This window comes from Streptomyces sp. M41(2017), from assembly GCF_002078175.1.
In the GTDB taxonomy this organism is placed as follows: Bacteria; Actinomycetota; Actinomycetes; order Streptomycetales; family Streptomycetaceae; genus Streptomyces.
Genome location: NZ_MWFK01000002.1, coordinates 705,017 through 722,251, shown reverse-complemented (window position 1 = coordinate 722,251; position 17,235 = coordinate 705,017). Strand labels below are relative to the sequence as shown.

The 17,235-nt window shown below is 72.3% G+C and carries 13 protein-coding genes; 3 read left to right on the top strand and 10 right to left on the bottom strand.

The window, feature by feature from the left end:
* The first annotated feature begins 18 nt into the window (after positions 1 to 18).
* Positions 19 to 777: a CbtA family protein gene (locus B0675_RS28740; RefSeq protein WP_081222518.1), complete on the top strand. Its 759-nt coding sequence runs from the start codon at positions 19 to 21 to the stop codon at positions 775 to 777.
* Positions 778 to 940: 163 nt separating this feature from the next.
* Here the strand turns inward: B0675_RS28740 and meaB are convergent, their stop codons facing one another.
* From meaB to B0675_RS28705, 7 genes are all read right to left on the bottom strand, one after another.
* Positions 941 to 1,924, bottom strand: coding sequence for a methylmalonyl Co-A mutase-associated GTPase MeaB (gene meaB / locus B0675_RS28735; protein ID WP_081222517.1), 984 nt, complete (start codon positions 1,922 to 1,924; stop codon positions 941 to 943).
* A complete protein-coding gene (scpA, locus tag B0675_RS28730; protein ID WP_081222516.1) occupies positions 1,921 to 4,092 on the bottom strand; it encodes a methylmalonyl-CoA mutase in 2,172 nt (723 codons plus the stop codon). Before scpA ends, meaB begins: the two co-directional genes overlap by 4 nt.
* Positions 4,092 to 5,900, bottom strand: coding sequence for a methylmalonyl-CoA mutase family protein (locus B0675_RS28725; RefSeq protein WP_081222515.1), 1,809 nt, complete (start codon positions 5,898 to 5,900; stop codon positions 4,092 to 4,094). Before B0675_RS28725 ends, scpA begins: the two co-directional genes overlap by 1 nt.
* Positions 5,901 to 6,082: 182 nt before the next feature.
* A complete protein-coding gene (locus tag B0675_RS28720; RefSeq protein ID WP_081222514.1) occupies positions 6,083 to 7,141 on the bottom strand; it encodes an ABC transporter substrate-binding protein in 1,059 nt (352 codons plus the stop codon).
* A complete protein-coding gene (locus B0675_RS28715; RefSeq protein WP_081222513.1) occupies positions 7,141 to 8,991 on the bottom strand; it encodes an ABC transporter ATP-binding protein in 1,851 nt (616 codons plus the stop codon). Before B0675_RS28715 ends, B0675_RS28720 begins: the two co-directional genes overlap by 1 nt.
* Positions 8,988 to 10,682 carry an ABC transporter ATP-binding protein gene (locus B0675_RS28710; protein ID WP_081222512.1) on the bottom strand — a complete coding sequence of 565 codons (1,695 nt, stop codon included), beginning with the start codon at positions 10,680 to 10,682 and terminating at the stop codon, positions 8,988 to 8,990. The genes B0675_RS28715 and B0675_RS28710 overlap by 4 nt, the downstream gene beginning before the upstream one ends.
* A gap of 150 nt (positions 10,683 to 10,832) precedes the next feature.
* Positions 10,833 to 12,191, bottom strand: coding sequence for a SidA/IucD/PvdA family monooxygenase (locus B0675_RS28705; protein ID WP_081222511.1), 1,359 nt, complete (start codon positions 12,189 to 12,191; stop codon positions 10,833 to 10,835).
* A gap of 85 nt (positions 12,192 to 12,276) precedes the next feature.
* On the opposite strand from B0675_RS28705, the gene B0675_RS28700 reads away from it, so the two are divergent.
* Positions 12,277 to 13,224 (top strand): methionyl-tRNA formyltransferase, encoded by a 948-nt coding sequence (locus B0675_RS28700; RefSeq protein WP_081222510.1) that lies wholly within the window; start codon positions 12,277 to 12,279, stop codon positions 13,222 to 13,224.
* Positions 13,225 to 13,298: 74 nt separating this feature from the next.
* The gene (argB, locus tag B0675_RS28695) at positions 13,299 to 14,096 is read left to right on the top strand and encodes an acetylglutamate kinase (protein WP_277625266.1); all 798 of its coding nucleotides are present in this window, start codon (positions 13,299 to 13,301) and stop codon (positions 14,094 to 14,096) included.
* 92 nt (positions 14,097 to 14,188) lie between these two features.
* Here argB and B0675_RS28690 read toward each other — a convergent pair whose 3' ends face one another.
* Genes B0675_RS28690 through B0675_RS28680 form a run of 3 tightly spaced genes read right to left on the bottom strand, consistent with a single transcriptional unit; the run spans position 14,189 to position 17,193 of the window.
* Positions 14,189 to 15,085, bottom strand: coding sequence for an ABC transporter ATP-binding protein (locus B0675_RS28690; protein ID WP_081222508.1), 897 nt, complete (start codon positions 15,083 to 15,085; stop codon positions 14,189 to 14,191).
* 4 nt (positions 15,086 to 15,089) lie between these two features.
* A complete protein-coding gene (locus B0675_RS28685) occupies positions 15,090 to 16,202 on the bottom strand; it encodes an iron chelate uptake ABC transporter family permease subunit (RefSeq protein WP_081222507.1) in 1,113 nt (370 codons plus the stop codon).
* A 1-nt stretch (position 16,203) separates the two neighbouring features.
* The gene (locus B0675_RS28680) at positions 16,204 to 17,193 is read right to left on the bottom strand and encodes an iron chelate uptake ABC transporter family permease subunit (protein ID WP_081223941.1); all 990 of its coding nucleotides are present in this window, start codon (positions 17,191 to 17,193) and stop codon (positions 16,204 to 16,206) included.
* Positions 17,194 to 17,235 lie beyond the last annotated feature (42 nt).

The window sequence follows — 17,235 nt, the reverse complement described above, 5'->3', positions numbered from 1 at the left end:
GAGGGACAGAGCACACTCATGAACTCCGCAACGGTAAGAAACCTGCTCGTCCGCGGCATGCTCGCCGGCCTCGCGGCCGGCGTGCTCGCGCTGGTGGTCGCCTACTTCCTCGGTGAACCGAGCGTCGACAGCGCCATCGGCTTCGAGGAAGCGCACGCACACGCCCATGGGCACGAGGTCGAACTCGTCTCGCGCAGCCTGCAGTCCACCGCCGGCCTGGCCACCGGTGTGCTGCTCTACGGGGTCGCCTTCGGCGGCATCGCCGCGCTCGCCTACTGCTTCGCCCTCGGCCGCGTGGGCCGGTTCGGGGCGCGCGCGACCGCGCTGCTCCTCTCGGGCTGCGCGCTGCTCGCCGTCTACGTCGTGCCGTTCCTGAAGTACCCGGCCAACCCGCCGTCGGTCGGCGACCCCGACACCATCGGCAAGCGGACCACCCTGTACTTCCTGATGATGGTCCTCAGCGTGCTGCTGGCCGTCGCCGCCACCCTCCTCGGCAAGCGTCTCGCCCCGAGGATCGGCAACTGGAACGCGACGGTCGTCGCGGTCGTGGCCTTCGCCGTCGTGATCGGCCTGGCCTACGCGTTCCTGCCCGTCATCAACGAGGTGCCCGCGGAGTTCCCGGCCACCCTTCTGTGGCGGTTCCGCCTCTCGGCCCTGGCCATCCAGGCCGCACTGTGGGGCGGATTCGGTCTGGTCTTCGGTGAGTTGGCCGAGCGCCTGCTGAACCCGAAGCCCGCAGCCGTCGGTTCCGGGCAGTCCGTCCCGGCCGCCGGTTGAGTCCCCGGCAACGTGAAGGGCCCCCGGCACCGGCCGGGGGCCCTTCACGTTCCTGGGACATCGTGCGGGCCTGGGGCCGTTCCGGCCCCGCGCACCTCACTCCACGCCCTGCGCGGGGAACGCCGGCCCCCGGTACCGCGGTTCGACAGGCCCGCTCCCATCGCTAACGGTCTCCGCCCCGGAAGGTCCTCAGGATCCGTTCCGCGGCGAGGGTCGCCGTCAACGACCCCTCGCGCACCTGCCGTTCGAGGTCCGGGGCCAGCGCACGAACCTCCGGGTCGGCGTGCAGCCGGCCGAGAAGCTCGTCACGGACCATCGTCCAGGTCCAGTCGACCTGCTGGTCGCGCCGCTTGTCGGCCAGCCGGCCGGAGGAGTCGAGCAGCGTGCGGTGCTGCTCCAGCCGGTCCCACACGGTGTCCAGGCCCGCACCCTCACGGGCGCTGCAACTGAGCACGGGCGGCGTCCAGGCCGCGTCCTTGCCGTGCATCAGCCGCAGCGCACCGGCCAGTTCACGGGCGGCGGACTGGGCGTCACGGGTGTGCGGTCCGTCCGCCTTGTTGACCGCGATCACGTCGGCCAGCTCCAGGACGCCCTTCTTGATGCCCTGCAACTGGTCCCCGGTGCGGGCCAGCGTCAGCAGCAGGAAGGAGTCGACCATGTTCGCGACGGCGGTCTCCGACTGTCCGACCCCGACCGTCTCCACGAGCACGATGTCGTATCCCGCCGCCTCCATCACCACGATCGACTCCCGGGTCGCCTTGGCGACCCCGCCGAGCGTGCCGGCGGTGGGGGAGGGGCGGATGAACGCGTCCGGGTCCACGGCCAGCCGCTCCATCCGCGTCTTGTCACCGAGGATCGAGCCGCCGGTACGGCTCGACGACGGGTCGACGGCGAGCACCGCGACCCGGTGGCCGAGCGAGGTCAGCATCGTGCCGAACGCGTCGATGAACGTCGACTTGCCGACACCCGGAACCCCGCTGATCCCGATCCGCCGCGCCCTGCCGCTGTGCGGGAGCAGCTCGGTCAGCAACTCCTGCGCCAGCGCCCGGTGCTGGGGGCGCGTGGACTCCACGAGGGTGATCGCGCGGGCGACCAGCGCCCGCCTTCCCCCGAGGACCCCCTTGACGTAGGTGTCGAGCGCGATCACAGCTCGTGCCCGAGGTCCGTCCCGAGCCGCCGGACGAGGTCGTAGGCCGCGTCCGGGATCACCGTGCCGGGCGGGAACACGGCCGCCGCGCCCATCTCCAGCAGCGTCGGAACGTCCTGCGGCGGGATCACCCCGCCGACCACGATCATGATGTCCTCACGGCCCTCCGACGCCAGCTCCTCGCGCAGCGCCGGGACGAGCGTGAGATGCCCCGCGGCCAGCGACGAGACACCCACGATGTGCACGTCCGCCTCCACCGCCTGGCGCGCCACCTCGGCGGGCGTCTGGAACAGCGGGCCGACGTCGACGTCGAAGCCGAGGTCGGCGAACGCGGTGGCGATGACCTTCTGGCCGCGGTCGTGACCGTCCTGGCCCATCTTGGCCACCAGGATGCGCGGGCGACGGCCCTCCGCCTCCTCGAACGTGTCCACCAGCGCGCGCGTGCGGTCCACGGACGGGGACTCCCCTGCTTCGTTGCGGTACACGCCGGAGATCGTACGGATCTGGCCCGCGTGCCGCCCGTACACCTTCTCCAGCGCGTCGGAGATCTCGCCGACCGTCGCCTTGGCGCGTGCGGCGCGCACCGCCAGCTCCAGCAGGTTGCCCTCACCACCGGCCGCGCGCGTCAGCGCGTCGAGCGCGTCCTGGCACGCGCCCTCGTCGCGCTCCGCCCGCAGCCGCCGCAGTTTCTCGATCTGCTGGGTGCGCACGGAGGAGTTGTCGACCTTGAGGACGTCGATCTTCTCGTCGGTCTCGACCCGGTACTTGTTGACGCCGATGACCGGCTGGCGGCCGGAGTCGATCCGGGCCTGGGTACGGGCCGCCGCCTCCTCGATCCGGAGCTTGGGGATGCCGGCGTCGATGGCCTGCGCCATGCCGCCCGCCGCCTCGACCTCCTCGATGTGCTGCCAGGCCCGGCGCGCGAGGTCGTACGTCAGCTTCTCGATGTACGCGCTGCCGCCCCACGGGTCGATGACCCGGGTCGTGCCGGACTCCTGCTGGAGCAGCAACTGCGTGTTGCGCGCGATCCGCGCGGAGAAGTCGGTCGGCAGGGCCAGCGCCTCGTCGAGGGCGTTGGTGTGCAGGGACTGCGTGTGTCCCTGGGTGGCGGCCATCGCCTCCACGCACGTACGCGTCACGTTGTTGAACACGTCCTGTGCGGTCAGCGACCAGCCGGAGGTCTGCGAATGAGTGCGCAGGGAGAGGGACTTGGAGTTCTGCGGGTCGAACTGCCTGACGAGCTTCGCCCACAGCAGGCGCGCCGCCCGCAGCTTGGCGACCTCCATGAAGAAGTTCATGCCGATCGCCCAGAAGAAGGACAGACGCGGCGCGAACGCGTCCACGTCCAGGCCCGCTTCGCGGCCCGCCCGGATGTACTCCACGCCGTCGGCGAGCGTGTACGCCAGCTCCAGATCGGCCGTCGCCCCCGCCTCCTGGATGTGGTACCCGGAGATGGAGATGGAGTTGTAGCGCGGCATCCGCTGCGAGGTGTACGCGAAGATGTCGGAGATGATCCGCATCGACGGCTTCGGCGGATAGATGTAGGTGTTGCGGACCATGAACTCCTTGAGGATGTCGTTCTGGATGGTCCCGGCCAGCTTCTCGGGCGGTACGCCCTGTTCCTCGGCCGCCACGATGTACAGCGCGAGAACGGGCAGCACGGCGCCGTTCATCGTCATCGACACGGTCATCCTGTCCAGCGGGATGCCGTCGAAGAGCTGCCGCATGTCGTAGATGGAGTCGATGGCCACGCCCGCCATGCCGACGTCGCCCGTCACGCGCGGGTGATCGCTGTCGTAACCCCGGTGCGTGGGCAGGTCGAAGGCGATCGACAGGCCCTTCTGGCCGGCCGCCAGATTGCGGCGGTAGAAGGCGTTCGACTCCTCGGCCGTGGAGAAACCCGCGTACTGACGGATCGTCCAGGGCTGGTTGACGTACATGGTCGGGTACGGACCGCGCAGGTACGGCGCGATCCCCGGGTAGGTGTCGAGGAAGTCCAGGCCCTCGGTGTCCCGCCCGGTGTACAGCGGCTTGACCGCGATGCCCTCCGGGGTCTCCCAGACCGCCTCGCCGCCGGTGGCCTTCGCCGCGGCGGCGTTCCACTCCTCGGCGGTGCCGTCGGCGGTGGGTGTCCCCAGTTCGATCCCGGAGAAGTCGGGGATTCCCATCAGGACACTCCCATGCGGTCGAGCGTGGCGGAGAGGACGGCGACGGCGTCGCAGCCCGCGAAGACGTAGGAGTCGACACCCGGGTACTGCCCGGGACGGCCGGCGAGGAACACGTGCCGGGCGCCTGCCGCCACGAGGGCCTCGGCCGTGCTCGCGGCCTGCTCCTCGTACAGCGTGTCGCTGGAGCAGACGCAGGCCTCCGTGGCTCCGCTGTCCTCGAACGTGCCGTCCGTGACCGGCTCGACGCCGCCGGCCTGGAACAGGTTCGAGACGAACGTGGACCGCGCGGAGTGAGCGGCGGCGGGGCCGATGGTGGCCAGGTAGACGCGGGGCCGGGACCCGGTGGCGGCGAGGTGCGCGTCGGAGCGGGCCCGCAGCGCCTCGTACGCCTCGTCGCGCCGGACCCGGGGCAGGCCGCCCGACGGCGGGGCGGGGGCCGGCGCGCGTTCCACCGGGCGTTCGGCGAGATGCGGGAACTCGCTGACGCCGGTGACGGGTTCACGTCGGGTGGCGAGCTTCGCCGAGCGCGCCGCCCAGGTCTTCGCCAGTTCGTCACCGATCCGGCCCGAGCGCAAAGCGGCCGCCTGGCCGCCGTCCTGCTCGATCGACCGGAAGAACTCCCAGGCCGCGCCCGCGAGTTCGTCGGTCAGCCGTTCCACGTACCAGGAGCCGCCGGCGGGGTCGATGACCCGGGACAGGTGCGACTCCTCCATGAGGATCGTCGAGGTGTTGCGCGCGATGCGGCGCGCGAACGCGTCGGGCAGACCGAGGGCGTGATCGAAGGGGAGCACGGTGACCGCGTCCGCGCCGCCGACACCCGCGGCGAGCGTGGCGATGGTCGTCCGGAGCATGTTCACCCACGGGTCGCGGCGCGACATCATCACCGGCGACGTCACGGCGTGCTGCACCTGCGCGCCCGCGGCCGGCGCACCGCTCACCTCGGCGACCCGCGCCCACAGGCGGCGCGCCGCCCGGAGCTTGGCGATGGTCAGGAACTGGTCGGCGGTCGCCGCGTGACGGAACTCCAGCTGTGCGCAGGCCTGTTCGACGGTCAGGCCCGCCCGGGTCAGCTCCCGGAGGTAGGCGACGCCGGTCGCCAGGGAGGCGCCCAGCTCCTGCGCGGCCGATCCGCCGGCCTCGTGGTACGGCAGCGCGTCCACGGTCAGCGCCCGCAGCCCGGGGTAGTCCTCGGCGCACCGCCGCGCGAGGGCCGCGACCGGGGCGATGTCCGTCGGGTTGCCCGTGCGGGCCTCGTGGCCGAGCGGGTCGCCGCCGAGATTGCCCCGGACCGCACCCGGAGCCACACCCCGCTCTTCGTACAGCCGCAGCAGTTCCGCCGCCGCGGCCTCGGTGTCACGGCCCGCGTCGAGGACGACCGGCGCCAGGTCGAGGTAGACGCCCTCCAGCACGGGGCCGAGCGAGCCGAGGGGGATTCCGCCCTCGCCGACGGCCAGCCACAACGACGTGACGCCGTTCTCCAGGTCGCCGAGCACCAGCGCGTTGTCGCCGGCCGTGTGCCGCTGACGTACGTCCCAGCCCCCGGCGGTGCTCCCCTCGGGGCGGGCCGCCCGCACGAAGGGGGCGAACCCGGGAAGGCCGGGATCGGGAGCCGCGTCGCGCGCGGTGTACAGGGGCTTGGTGCGGAGCCCGTCCTCCAAGGAGGTCGACAGCGCGTCCTCGGCAGACGCGCCCGAGACCTCCTTGCCCGACTTGCGCAGCACGCCCTCCACCAGGAGCTGCCACTGGTCATGGGTCGCGGACGGGAACTCGGCGGCCAGCGCGAGCCCGTCATTGGGCAGGACTGTCATGCTCGGATGCTAGGCCAGAGTTCTCGAGCGGCAGCAGAGGCGGCGCCTGTGACCTTGGCCTCTTGGCTTCGGTGATCCAGATCTCAGGGGTCCGGGCGGGCGCCCGGCAGCGGTACGGGACGGGGCCGGGAGCAGGGCGGACCGTGCTCCGGGCCCGGGTGGGACGTCCGGGGCGGGAGGGGTCACGCGCCGGGGGCCGGCACCTTCGTCGCGGGGTCGCCGTCGACGGCGGCGGCCAGCTGGGGCACCAGCCGGTCGAGCATGTACGGCAGGCTGAGCACCGTCACGAAGGAGACGGAGTTGCCGTAGTCGCTGCTCTCCTTGATGTAGACCTCACGCTGCTGCCGCGCCACCTTCAGGTCGCCGTACAGGGCGTCCTTGTGCAGCTTGGCCTCGTCCTCGGCCGGGTCCCCGGCGATCCAGACGATCGCGTCGGTGTCCAGCAGGTCGGTGCGCTCCTTGCTGATGTTGGCGCCGAACTCGTCCCCGATGACCTTGTCGAGATCGGCGGGGAGGGTGAAGCCGAGGTCGGTCAGGACGCGCGAACGGGGGTCCTGACTGCCGAACACGAAGGTGCCTTCGTACGGTGTGGCCACGACGCCCTTGGACCTGGCGAACGCGGGGTTCTTCGCGGCGGCGGCCTTGAAGTCGGCCTCGACCCCGTTCACCACCGAGGCGGCCTTGGCCTCCTGGCCGAGCGCCTTGCCGATGATCTCGGTCTGCTTCTGCCAGGGCACACCGAAGTCGTTGTACTCCTTCGGCTGGGCCACCACGGGAGCGAACTTCGACAGGGTGGTGTACTGCGCCTTCGTGAGGCCGCCGTAGACCGCGAGGATCAGGTCCGGGTGCAGGGCCGCGATCTTCTCGGTCTGCGGGCCGGTGCCGGTGTCCTTCAGGACGGTGGGGATCGTGGCGTCTCCGAGCTTGTCGGTGGCCCAGGGGCCGATGGCGCCCTTGTAGCCGCCGAGCCATTCCGTGGTGCCGACGGGCACCTTGCCGAGGGCCAGCACGGAGTCCTGGTCGGTCAGACCGACCGTGACGATCCGCCGGGGCTCGGCCTTGACGGTGGTGCTGCCGTACTTGTGGGCGATCGTGACGGGAAAAGCCTTGTTCGCGGCGGCGGGCTTCTCGGAACCGGCTCCGGAGCCGTCCGAGGAGCCGCAGGCCGCGACGGTGCCGAAGAGCAGGAGGGCCGAGGCGAGCGCCGCGGCGAGCCGGGTGCCTCTCAGGGAGCCGAGCATCAGTGGTCCTTCAGGGTCGGGGCGGTGAGGGTGTGCGGGGGGTGTTCGGGCGTCGCGCGCGTTCCGGACCAGGCCTGCCAGAGCGAGGCGTAGGTGCCGTCGGCGGCGCACAGCTCGTCGTGGCGGCCGCTCTCGACGATCCGGCCGTCCTCCATGACGACGATCCGGTCCGCGGTGGCGGCCTGGGTGAGGCGGTGGGCGACGACGAGGGCCGTCCGGCCCTCGACGGCCCGGGCGGCGGCCCTCTCCAGGAGGCGGGCGCCGGTGCTGCCGGCCTCGGCCGTCGCCTCGTCGAGCACGGCCACCGGCGGGTCGGTCAGGACCAGGCGGGCCAGGGCCAGTTGCTGCACCTGGGCGGGGGTGAGGCGGTGCCCGCCCTCGCCGACGACCGTGGCGAGGCCCTCGGGCAGGGCCTCGACCCAGTCGAGCGCCTCGACGACGGCCAGCGCGGCGCGCAGGTCCTCGTCGCCGGCCGCGGCCCGGGCCAGCCGCAGGTCCGCGGCGAGCGGCCCGGCGAAGACGTGTGTCTCCTGGGTCACCAGCGCGACCTGCAGTCTCTCGCCGGGGAGGCCGGAGCCGGCCAGCCGGACCGAACCGGCGGTCGGCCGGTGCACACCCGCGATGAGTTTGGCGAGCGTCGTCTTGCCGGCGCCGCTGGGGCCGACCAGGGCCACCCGTTCCCCGGCACGCAGCGTCAGGCTCACGTCCCGCAGGACGGGCCTTCCGGGCGTGTAGGCGTGGTGGAGGCCGGTCACGGTGACCGTGCCGGGTCCGTCGTCGGCGGGGCCCGGCTGCCCGGGAACGGTGGCCGCCGGTCCGGCGTCGGCGGGCGCGGGGTCCGCGACCCCGACGAGCCGGTTGAGCGCGGCGGTGGCGGTCTGGGCGTCGTCGAGGAGCACCAGGGCGGAGTTCACCGGCGTGAACAGGCTGTGGAAGTACAGCGCGGCGGCGGTCGCCGTGCCGATGGACACGGATCCGGCGCGGACCAGCAGGAACCCGGTGACGAGGACGGCGGCGAGCCCCGAGTACTCCGCGATGTGCAGCCGGTTGTAGAAGCGCAGCACCAGTTTGACCCCGCGCATCGTCAACTCGACCGCGGAGGAGGAGCGTTCGGTGACGTACCCGGTGTGCTCGTCCTCCAGCCGGTACGCCCGTACGGTGCCGGCGCCGGAGATGGTGTCGAGCAGCTGCTGCTGCTGGGCGCCGGTCGCGATGCGTTCGCGGGCGTACAGCGGCACGGCGTTGCGCAGGTACCAGCGCGCGGTGTGCGCCTGGACGGGTACGGCGACGAGAGCGGCGAGCAGGAAGCGCCAGTCCAGCGCGGCCATCGCGGCCAGGGTGAGCACGATGGCCAGGACCGAGCGGGCCAGCTCGGGCAGCGCGGAGCGGACGGCCTCGCCCACCCGGGCCACGTCCCGCGTGACACGGGCGGTGAGGTCTCCCGTGCCGGCCTTCTCGACCTGCTCCAGGGGCAGGCGCAGCGCCCGGTCCACGAACAGTTCGCGCAGCCGGGCGAGCACGCTCTCGCCGAGCCGTGACACCAGGGAGAGGCCGAGCGCGGTGGCGCCGCCCTGGACGAGGGCGACTACGACCAGCAGGACGACCGGGAGGGTGAGATCCCCGGGCGGCCGTCGGTCGGCCACGACGTCCACCATGTGTCCGAGCAGGGGCTGGACGAGCAGTCCCACCGCGGTGGCCGCGACCATCGTCACGAGGGAGCCGAGCGCCAACCTGCCGTACGGGCCCGTCAGTTCGCGCACGGCGGCGCGTGTCCTCGCCGGGGTCGCGGTGGGCAGGAGCTCTCGGGCGGTCATCGCTTCCTCGTTCCGGTCCGCCGGGATGCCGCTCATGCCAGCACCGCCGAACGGTAGATCTCGTGGCGCCGCACCAGCTCGGCGTGCGGGGCGGTGTCCGTGACCCGGCCGTCGTGGAGGAGCGCCACCCGGTCGGTGACCGCGAGGAGGGCGGGGCTCGTCGTCACGAGGACCGTGGTGCGTCCCGTGCGGATGTCGCGGATGCCGGACGCGATGCGGGCCTCGGTCACCGTGTCGACCGCCGTGGTCGGTTCGTGGACCACGAGGACCGGGCGGTCCGCCGCCAACGCACGGGCGAGGGCCACGCGTTGGCGCTGCCCGCCCGACAGTGATCGGCCCTGTTCGCTCACCGCGGTGTGCTCGCCCTCCGGCAGCGTCTCGGACACCTGGGTCACCCCGGCCGCGCTCATCGCCGCTTCGGGCGCTGCGGTCTCGGGGGCGGCGGCGGTCACGTTGCCCCGGACGGTGCCCTCGAAGAGGTCCGCGTCGTGCTCGGCGACGAGGACGGCCGTGCGGATCCCGGCCGGGTCCAGATCGCGCAGGGAGACCCCGTCCAGTTGGACCGATCCGGCGTCGGGGTCGGCCTGGCGGCTCAGGCAGCGCAGCAGATCGGCGGCGTGGGCGGGGTCGGTCGCGACCACCCCGAGGAGTTCGCCGGGGACGATGTCCAGGTCGACGCCCCGCAGCCCGCCGTGCCGTACTCCGGTCAGCCGTACGGCGCCCCGCACCGGGCTCGGCAGCGGACTGCCGCCGGCGGTGACGGCGGGCGCGCCGGCCAGCACCTCCGCGATCCGGGTGGCCGAGGCGCGGCCCTGGGCGAGTTCGGCGTTGACCCAGGCGAGGACTTCCAGGGGGCCGATGAGGAAGAGGGCGAGGCCGACCGCCGAGACCAGCTGACCGAGGCTGATGGTGCCTTCGGCTGCCAGCCGTCCGCCGACCAGGGCGACGGCGGCGATCAGGCAGCCGGTCAGGGCGAGGACCATCCCGCTCTGGAAGGCCTGCGCCCGGGCGGCACGCAGGGTGGCACGCAGGGAGTCGCGGCTGGTCGCGCGGTAGCGTTCGATGGCCGCCGACTCGCCTCCGATGCCCTTGAGGACGCGCAGACCGGTCACCAGGTCGGCGGCGACGGCCGAGGCGTGTGCGGCCTGTTCCTGCTCGGCCTCGCTCCGGGTCTCCAGCGGCTTGCTCAGCAGGTGGCCGAGCCACAGCAGTACCGGAGTGCCCACCAGGACGACGAGGCCGAGGGTGACCGAGGTCCGCAACAGCACGATCGCGCAGGCCGCGATGCCCACCAGCGCGGCGATCCCCAGTGTGAGAGCCATGTTGACGGCTCCGACCCGTTTGGCGTCCTCGGTCGCGATGTTCGCCAGCGCGCCGGGCAGTCTGCCCTTCTCGGCGCCGCCGCCGGGGTGCAGGACCCGGCGAACGAGGGTGACGCGCAGGGAGTGTTCGGCACGGACGGCGGCGAGTTCGCCCGACCACGCGCCGATCCGGAAGCTCAGGGCCAGTCCCGCGTAGACCGCGGCCAGGACCCCGAGCCACAGGACGAGGGCGCCGGTGTCGGAGCCGGTGACGGCGCGGTCGATGACGACGCCGATGAGGGCGGGGACGAGGGCCTCGCCGATCTGGTGCCCGGAGCCGAAGAGGGCGCTGAGCGCCACCCGTCCGCGTTGTCCCGTGACCGATTCCCTCAGGACGCCGCGCCCCGACGGATGTGCAGCACTCATCCATACCCCTCCGGGAAAGGACATCGAAACTTAGGTGAGGCTACCTTAAGTTGGGCTGCGGGCCGGTGTCCGGGCGACAATAACCGTCCCCCCGACGGGAGGGACGGCACGCAGGGCCATGCCGTCCCTCCCGATCCCGACTGCCCGTGTCTACACGACGGTTCGGGCGGCGTCGTCGGTCCGCGCGGCGGTGTCGTCCGCCCGGTGGGCGACCAGCGAATCGAGGATCTCGCCCGAACGGACGGCCGTGGTGGACAGCAGGGTCGAGGTGAGGCCGTGCGTGTGCTCGGTCGCCCCCTGCACATAGATGCCGGCCGTCACCTCGGACGTGAACTCGACCCGGTGGTCCCGGCCGACCAGGACGGCGTCCTTGTCGTCGCGCAGGCAGAGCTTCGACGCCCGGCCCAGCAGCGCGTCCAGGTCCCGGGGGCGGTATCCGGTGGCGTGGACGAGCAGGTCCGAGGAGATGACCTCCCGTTCTCCGGTGGGGAGATACTCCACCGTGACGTCCAGCCGGTCCTCGCGGGCCTGTACGTCCCGGATGCGGGAGACGTTGCGCAGGCGCAGCCGCTCCCGCCCGAGGACCTTCTCGCGGTACATGGTGGCGTACAGCGACTCGATGAGATCCATGTCGACCACCGAGTAGTTGGTGCTGCGGTGGTAGTCGACCAGTGACTGCTTCACCTCCGGGGCGGACCGGAAGTAGACGTCCACCGCCTCCGGGTCGAAGATCCGGTTGGCGAACGGGCTGTCGTCGGCCGGGGTGTAGCCGTACTTGGCGAACACCGCGCAGATCTCCGTGTCCGGGAAGGACCGGTGCAGGTAGTCGACGGCCTCGGCGCCGCTCTGCCCGGCCCCGAGCACCAGAATGCGGCCCACCGGAGCGCCCGTGCTGGTCAACTCGGCCACCCGCGGGACGAGTTCACTGTTGTGCCAGACGCGGTCCGACAGTGCGGTGCCGGGTGGCAGATGAGGCTCCAGCCCGACGGCCACCGAGATGTTGCGGGCCCGCCGGGTCACCGTGCGCTCCGGTGATCCCGGCACCCGGCTCGTCACGTCGAACCAGCGGACCTCGCCGTCGTCCGACGTCACCGGCTCCACGGAGAGCACCTCGCAGTCGTAGCCCACGAGGTGCGCGAGCCGGGCGGCGGCCCACTCGAAGTACTCGTGGAACTCGATCCGCAACGGGAAGAGCGTCTTCGCGTTGAGGAAGTCCACCAGCCTGCCGCGTTCCCGCAGGAAGCAGAGGAAGGTGAAGTCGCTGGTCGGGTTCCGCATCGTGACGAGGTCCTTGAGGAAGGACACCTGCATCGTCGCGTCGTCGATCAGCATGCCGCGGTGCCAGCCGAAGGAGGGCTGACGCTCCAGAAACTCCGCGCGGATCCGGTCCTCGGGCGATGCCCCGGCGTTGTGCTCCTCAATGGCGATGGCCAGTGCGAGATTTGACGGTCCGAAACCGATCCCGATCACGTCATGTATGGCGTCAGGTTCGTCGTGCAGTGCGTTCACCGCAACTTCCCTTCCCTTGGGCGCCCCTGATGGTAAATAAGGTTAGCCTTACCTTGCAATGGTGGTCTCCAAGAGAGGATCGACTATGCGGGTCGTCATGTTCGGCTACCAGACCTGGGGGCATCGCACGCTCCAGGCTCTGCTGGAGTCCGACCACGAGGTGGTCCTGGCGGTCACCCACCCCAAGAGCGAGCACGCCTACGAGAAGATCTGGGACGACTCCGTGGCCGACCTCGCCGAGAAGCACGGCATCCCGGTGCTGCTGCGCAACCGGCCCGACGACCCGGAACTCCTCGCCGCCCTGCGGGACGCCGAGCCCGACATCATCGTCGCCAACAACTGGCGCACCGTACTGCCGCCGGAGGTCTTCGACCTCCCCCCGCACGGCACGCTCAACGTCCACGACTCCCTGCTGCCGGCCTACGCGGGCTTCTCGCCCCTCATCTGGGCGCTGATCAACGGTGAGCGCGAGGTCGGCGTCACCGCGCACCGCATGAACGCCGAACTCGACGCCGGGGACGTGCTGTTGCAGCGGGCGGTCCCGGTCGGCCCCGCCGACACCGTGACCGACCTGTTCCACCGCACCGTGGACCTGATCACCCCCGTGGTGACCGAGTCCCTCGACCTGATCGCGTCCGGCCGGGCCCACTGGATACCGCAGGACCGCGGTCGCGCCAGCTTCTTCCACAAGCGCTCCCTCGAGGACAGCCGGATCGACTGGACCTGGCCCGCCGAGGACCTCGAACGGCTGGTGCGCGCCCAGTCCGACCCGTATCCCAACGCCTTCACCCATCACCGGGGCGAACGCCTGCGCATCGTCGAGGCGTCGGTGTCGCGGGGCTGCTACGGCGGCACCCCGGGGCGGATCTTCATCCGCGAGGGGGACGGGATCGTGGTCGTCGCCGGCGCGGAGGCCCGCAACGGCCGGCTGCGCGGGCTGCTCGTCCGGCGGGTGCGCACCGAGGACGGCGCCGAGCACGCGGCCACCGACTACTTCCGGACCATGGGCGGCTACCTCACCGCTCGTCCGTGAGCGGCCCGCTCGGGCTCGTCGACCGGGCCGCGCCGGAGGAGCACCGGGAAACCCCGGAAGGCCGCACGGTCGTCGTGAAGTACGGCGGCCACGCGATGGCCGACGAGCCGCTGCGGCGGGCCTTCGCCCAGGACGTCCTCACCCTGCGCCGCAGGGGTGTGCGGACCGTCGTGGTGCACGGCGGCGGCCCGCAGATCGGCGCCCACCTGGACCGCCTCGGTCTCAAGTCCGCCTTCCTGAACGGGCTTCGGGTCACCACGCCCGCGACCATGGACGTGGTGCGGATGGTGCTCTCCGGCAAGGTCCAGAAGGAACTGGTCGGACTGCTCAACGAGGACGGGCCGTACGCCGTCGGGCTCAGCGGCGAGGACGCGCGCACGCTCACCGCCGTCAAGCGGTTCGCCGACGTGGGCGGTGAGCGCGTGGACATCGGCCTCGTCGGCGACGTGACGCGGGTCAACACCGCTGTTCTCGGACTGCTGCTGGAGCACCGTCACATTCCGGTGGTCTCGTCCGTGGGCCGGGGCGAGGACGGCCAGGTCTACAACGTGAACGCGGACACGGCCGCCGGAGCGGTCGCCGCCGCGCTCGGAGCCGACGCGCTGGTCGTCCTGACCGACGTGCCGGGCCTCTACGCGGACTGGCCGGACAGCGAACGGGTCGTCGACCGGATGACCGCGGTCGAACTGGAGGGTCTGCTGCCCCGGCTCGGCGGCGGGATGGTGCCCAAGATGGAGGCATGTCTGCGGGCCGTGCGCGGCGGAGTGGGAGCGGCCCGGGTGCTCGACGGCCGGGTTCCGCACGCCCTGCTCGACGGTCTGTCGGCGCGCCGCGGAATCGGCACGACGATCGTGCCGGACCGCACGCCGTAAGGGCCCGACCGGGCCGGTGAGGACCGGTCGCGCGAGGCGGGACGCCCCGCGCGGCCGGACATCCGCGCGGGCCCCTCGGCGGGGGAGTGCCTTCAGTCGGCGCCCTGCGCGACGCGCTCCAGGGCGGGGGCTCCGTGGTGCCGTCCCATAGGGATGACCAGCGGGGTGCCGCTGACCGGGTCCGTCGTGATGCGGCAGTTGAGATCGAAGACGTCCTCGACGGTCTCCACCGTGATGACCTCGGCGGGGGAGCCCTCGGCCACGATCCGTCCCGACTTCATGGCGACGACGTGATCGGCGTACCGGCAGGCCTGGTTGAGGTCGTGGAGCACCATCACGATCGTCCGGTGTTCCCGGCGGTTGAGATCGGTGATCAGGTCCAGCACGTCGATCTGGTGGGCGAGGTCCAGATAGGTGGTGGGTTCGTCGAGGAGCAGCACCTCCGTCCCCTGCGCGACCGCCATGGCGATCCAGGCGCGCTGACGCTGCCCGCCGGACAGCTCGTCGACCGGACGGTCCGCGAGGTCGGTCATGCCGGTGGCGTCCAGGGCCTGCCGTACGGCCTGCTCGTCCGCCCGTGACCACTGCCGCCACCAGGTCTGGTGCGGCGAACGGCCCCGGTTGACCAGGTCGACGACGGTCAGACCCTCGGGTGCGACGGGGCTCTGCGGCAGGATGCCGAGCCGTTGCGCCAGTTCCCTGGACGGCATGGAGTGCAGCGCCCGCCCGTCCAGCTCGACCGTTCCCGCGCGCGGTGCCATCAGCCGGGCCAGCGCGCGCAGCAGAGTGGACTTGCCGCAGGCGTTGGCGCCGACGATCGCGGTGATCCGGCCGGGAGGCACGACGAGGTCGAGGCCGTCGACGACCGTGCGGTTGTCGTAGCCCAGCCGCAGGCCGTTCGCCCGCAGGTCCGGGCCCGCGCCCGGTGTCCGGCCGGTGGGCGGGGACGTCACCGACAGGGGATCGGCCGACGTGGGATGAGCCGACATGGGATCAACCTCCTGAGCCCGCGCGGTTGGCGCGGACGAGCAGCCAGAGCAGGATCGGCGCGCCGAGGACGCCGGTGACGATGCCGACCGGGAGTTCCGTGCCGGAGATGAGCGTGCGGGCGATGAGGTCGCTGCCGAGCACCACGAGGGCGCCGGTGAGTCCGGAGGCGACGGTGGGCGGCCAGGCGGTTCGGGCCAGACGCTGCGCGATCTGAGGGGCGGCGAGCGCGACGAAGGCCACGGGGCCGGCCGCCGCCGTGGCGAACGCGATCAGACCGACGCCGGTGAGCAGGACGGCGAGGCGCACGGACTGGACCCGGGTGCCGAGGCCGGTGGCGACGTCGTCGCCGAGCTGGAGCGTGCGCAGCAGCCGGCCGAGCAGCAGCGAGGCCGGGAGCAGGACCGCCAGGGCGGCGGCGAGGGGGCGGGTCTCGTCCCAGGTACGGCCGTTGAGGTTGCCCACCAGCCAGCCGAGGGCGGCCTGCGCCTCGAAGCGTCCGCCCTTGGCCATCAGGTAGTCGGTCGCGCTCGCGCACATCCAGGAGACGCCGATACCGACCAGGATGATCCGGTAGCCGGTGGTGCCGCGCCGCCAGGCCAGCAGATAGACGAGGAGGGCCGTGGCCAGGGCCCCGACCAGGCCGAGCGTCTGGGTGCCGAGGCCGGCGTCCCAGCCGAGCACGAGTCCCGCCACGACGGCGGTGCCCGCTCCCTGGGTGAGGCCGATCATGTCGGGGCTGGCCAGCGGGTTGCGGGTCATCGTCTGGAACAGCGCGCCCGAGACGCCGAACGCGACACCGGCCAAGAGGCCGACGAGGGCCCGCGGCAGCCGGAGGTCCTGGACGACGAGCACGGTGCCGGGATCGCCGGCACCGCCCAGGGCGCGTACGACGTCCGTGAAGGCGATCGGGTAGTCGCCGATCGTCAGGCCCCAGCAGAACAGCAGGAAGGCGCCGACGCCCAGAACCAGACACAGGGCGACGAGCCGGGGCCGCACGATCCCCGACACGGGCGGGACGGCGAGACGGTAGGCGCGGAACGCCGAGGGGAGACGCGTCGGGGGCGAAGGCGCCTTCCCGGGGCGGGAGTCGAGGGTTCGTACGGCCGGCTTCGTCATGTCACACCTCCGCCAGGCGCTGGCGTCGGACCAGGGCGATGAAGAACGGGCCTCCGATGAAGGCGACGATCACCCCGGCCTGGACCTCGGTGGGCCGGGCGACGATCCGTCCGAGGATGTCCGCGGTCAGCAGCAGGCACGGGGCCAGCACAGCCGACAGGGGCAGCAGCCAGCGGTGGTCGGGGCCGAGGCCCGCGGAGCGGGCGAGCACCCGGGCGATGTGCGGCACGACGAGTCCGACGAAGACGACGGGGCCGATGACGGCGACGGCCGCGCCGGTGAGGAGGGTGACCGCGGCGACCCCCTGGAGCCGGACCAGGCCCAGCCGGCGCCCGAGCGAGGCCGCCACGTCGTCGCCGAGCGCGAGGCTGTTGAGCGCCGGTGCGCAGGCCAGCGCCAGCAGTGTGCCCACCGCGAGGAAGGGCAGGATCCGCCAGACGGTGGCGGCGTCCTGGTCGGCCATGGAGCCCGCGGACCAGAAGCGGTAGCGGTCCAGCGCGTCCGGGTCGGTGAGCGCGATCGCGCTCGTCAGGGAGGACAGCATCGAGGTCACGGCGATTCCGGCGAGCGCCAGTTTCACCGGGGTCAGGCCGGACCGGCCCAGCCTTCCGAGCACGTACACCAGCACGCTGGCCGCGAGGGCTCCGGCGAAGGCGAACCAGACGTATCCGTAGAACGACCCGAACCCGAAGACCCCCACGGCCACCACGATGGCGAAGGAGGCGCCGGCGCTCACGCCGAGGACACCCGGGTCGGCGAGCGGGTTGCGTGTCAGCGCCTGCATCAACCCGCCCGCCAGGCCCAGTGCGGCACCGGCGGCGAGTCCCAGCGTGGTCCGGGGGACGCGGGCGGTCCAGACGATGTTGTCGACCAGTCGGCTGGGCGCATGGCCGAACAGCGCCCGGACCACCTCGTCCAGCGGGATGCCGGCCGCGCCGACGGCGATCGACAGCAGACAGAGCACAGTCAGCACCGTGCCCAGCGACGCCACGAGAAGGACCGGGCGGACGTGCTTGCCCCCGGTCACCTTGCG

What these genes read in the sequence shown, in the direction of transcription:
- B0675_RS28710 (WP_081222512.1), bottom strand. Translation starts at nt 10,682, where the DNA reads ATGAGTGCTGCACATCCGTCGGGGCGCGGCGTCCTGAGGGAATCGGTC.
- B0675_RS28720 (WP_081222514.1), bottom strand. Translation starts at nt 7,141, where the DNA reads ATGCTCGGCTCCCTGAGAGGCACCCGGCTCGCCGCGGCGCTCGCCTCG.
- B0675_RS28685 (WP_081222507.1), bottom strand. Translation starts at nt 16,202, where the DNA reads ATGACGAAGCCGGCCGTACGAACCCTCGACTCCCGCCCCGGGAAGGCG.
- B0675_RS28715 (WP_081222513.1), bottom strand. Translation starts at nt 8,991, where the DNA reads ATGAGCGGCATCCCGGCGGACCGGAACGAGGAAGCGATGACCGCCCGA.
- B0675_RS28700 (WP_081222510.1), top strand. Translation starts at nt 12,277, where the DNA reads ATGCGGGTCGTCATGTTCGGCTACCAGACCTGGGGGCATCGCACGCTC.
- B0675_RS28740 (WP_081222518.1), top strand. Translation starts at nt 19, where the DNA reads ATGAACTCCGCAACGGTAAGAAACCTGCTCGTCCGCGGCATGCTCGCC.
- B0675_RS28725 (WP_081222515.1), bottom strand. Translation starts at nt 5,900, where the DNA reads ATGACAGTCCTGCCCAATGACGGGCTCGCGCTGGCCGCCGAGTTCCCG.
- B0675_RS28690 (WP_081222508.1), bottom strand. Translation starts at nt 15,085, where the DNA reads ATGTCGGCTCATCCCACGTCGGCCGATCCCCTGTCGGTGACGTCCCCG.
- scpA (WP_081222516.1), bottom strand. Translation starts at nt 4,092, where the DNA reads ATGGGAATCCCCGACTTCTCCGGGATCGAACTGGGGACACCCACCGCC.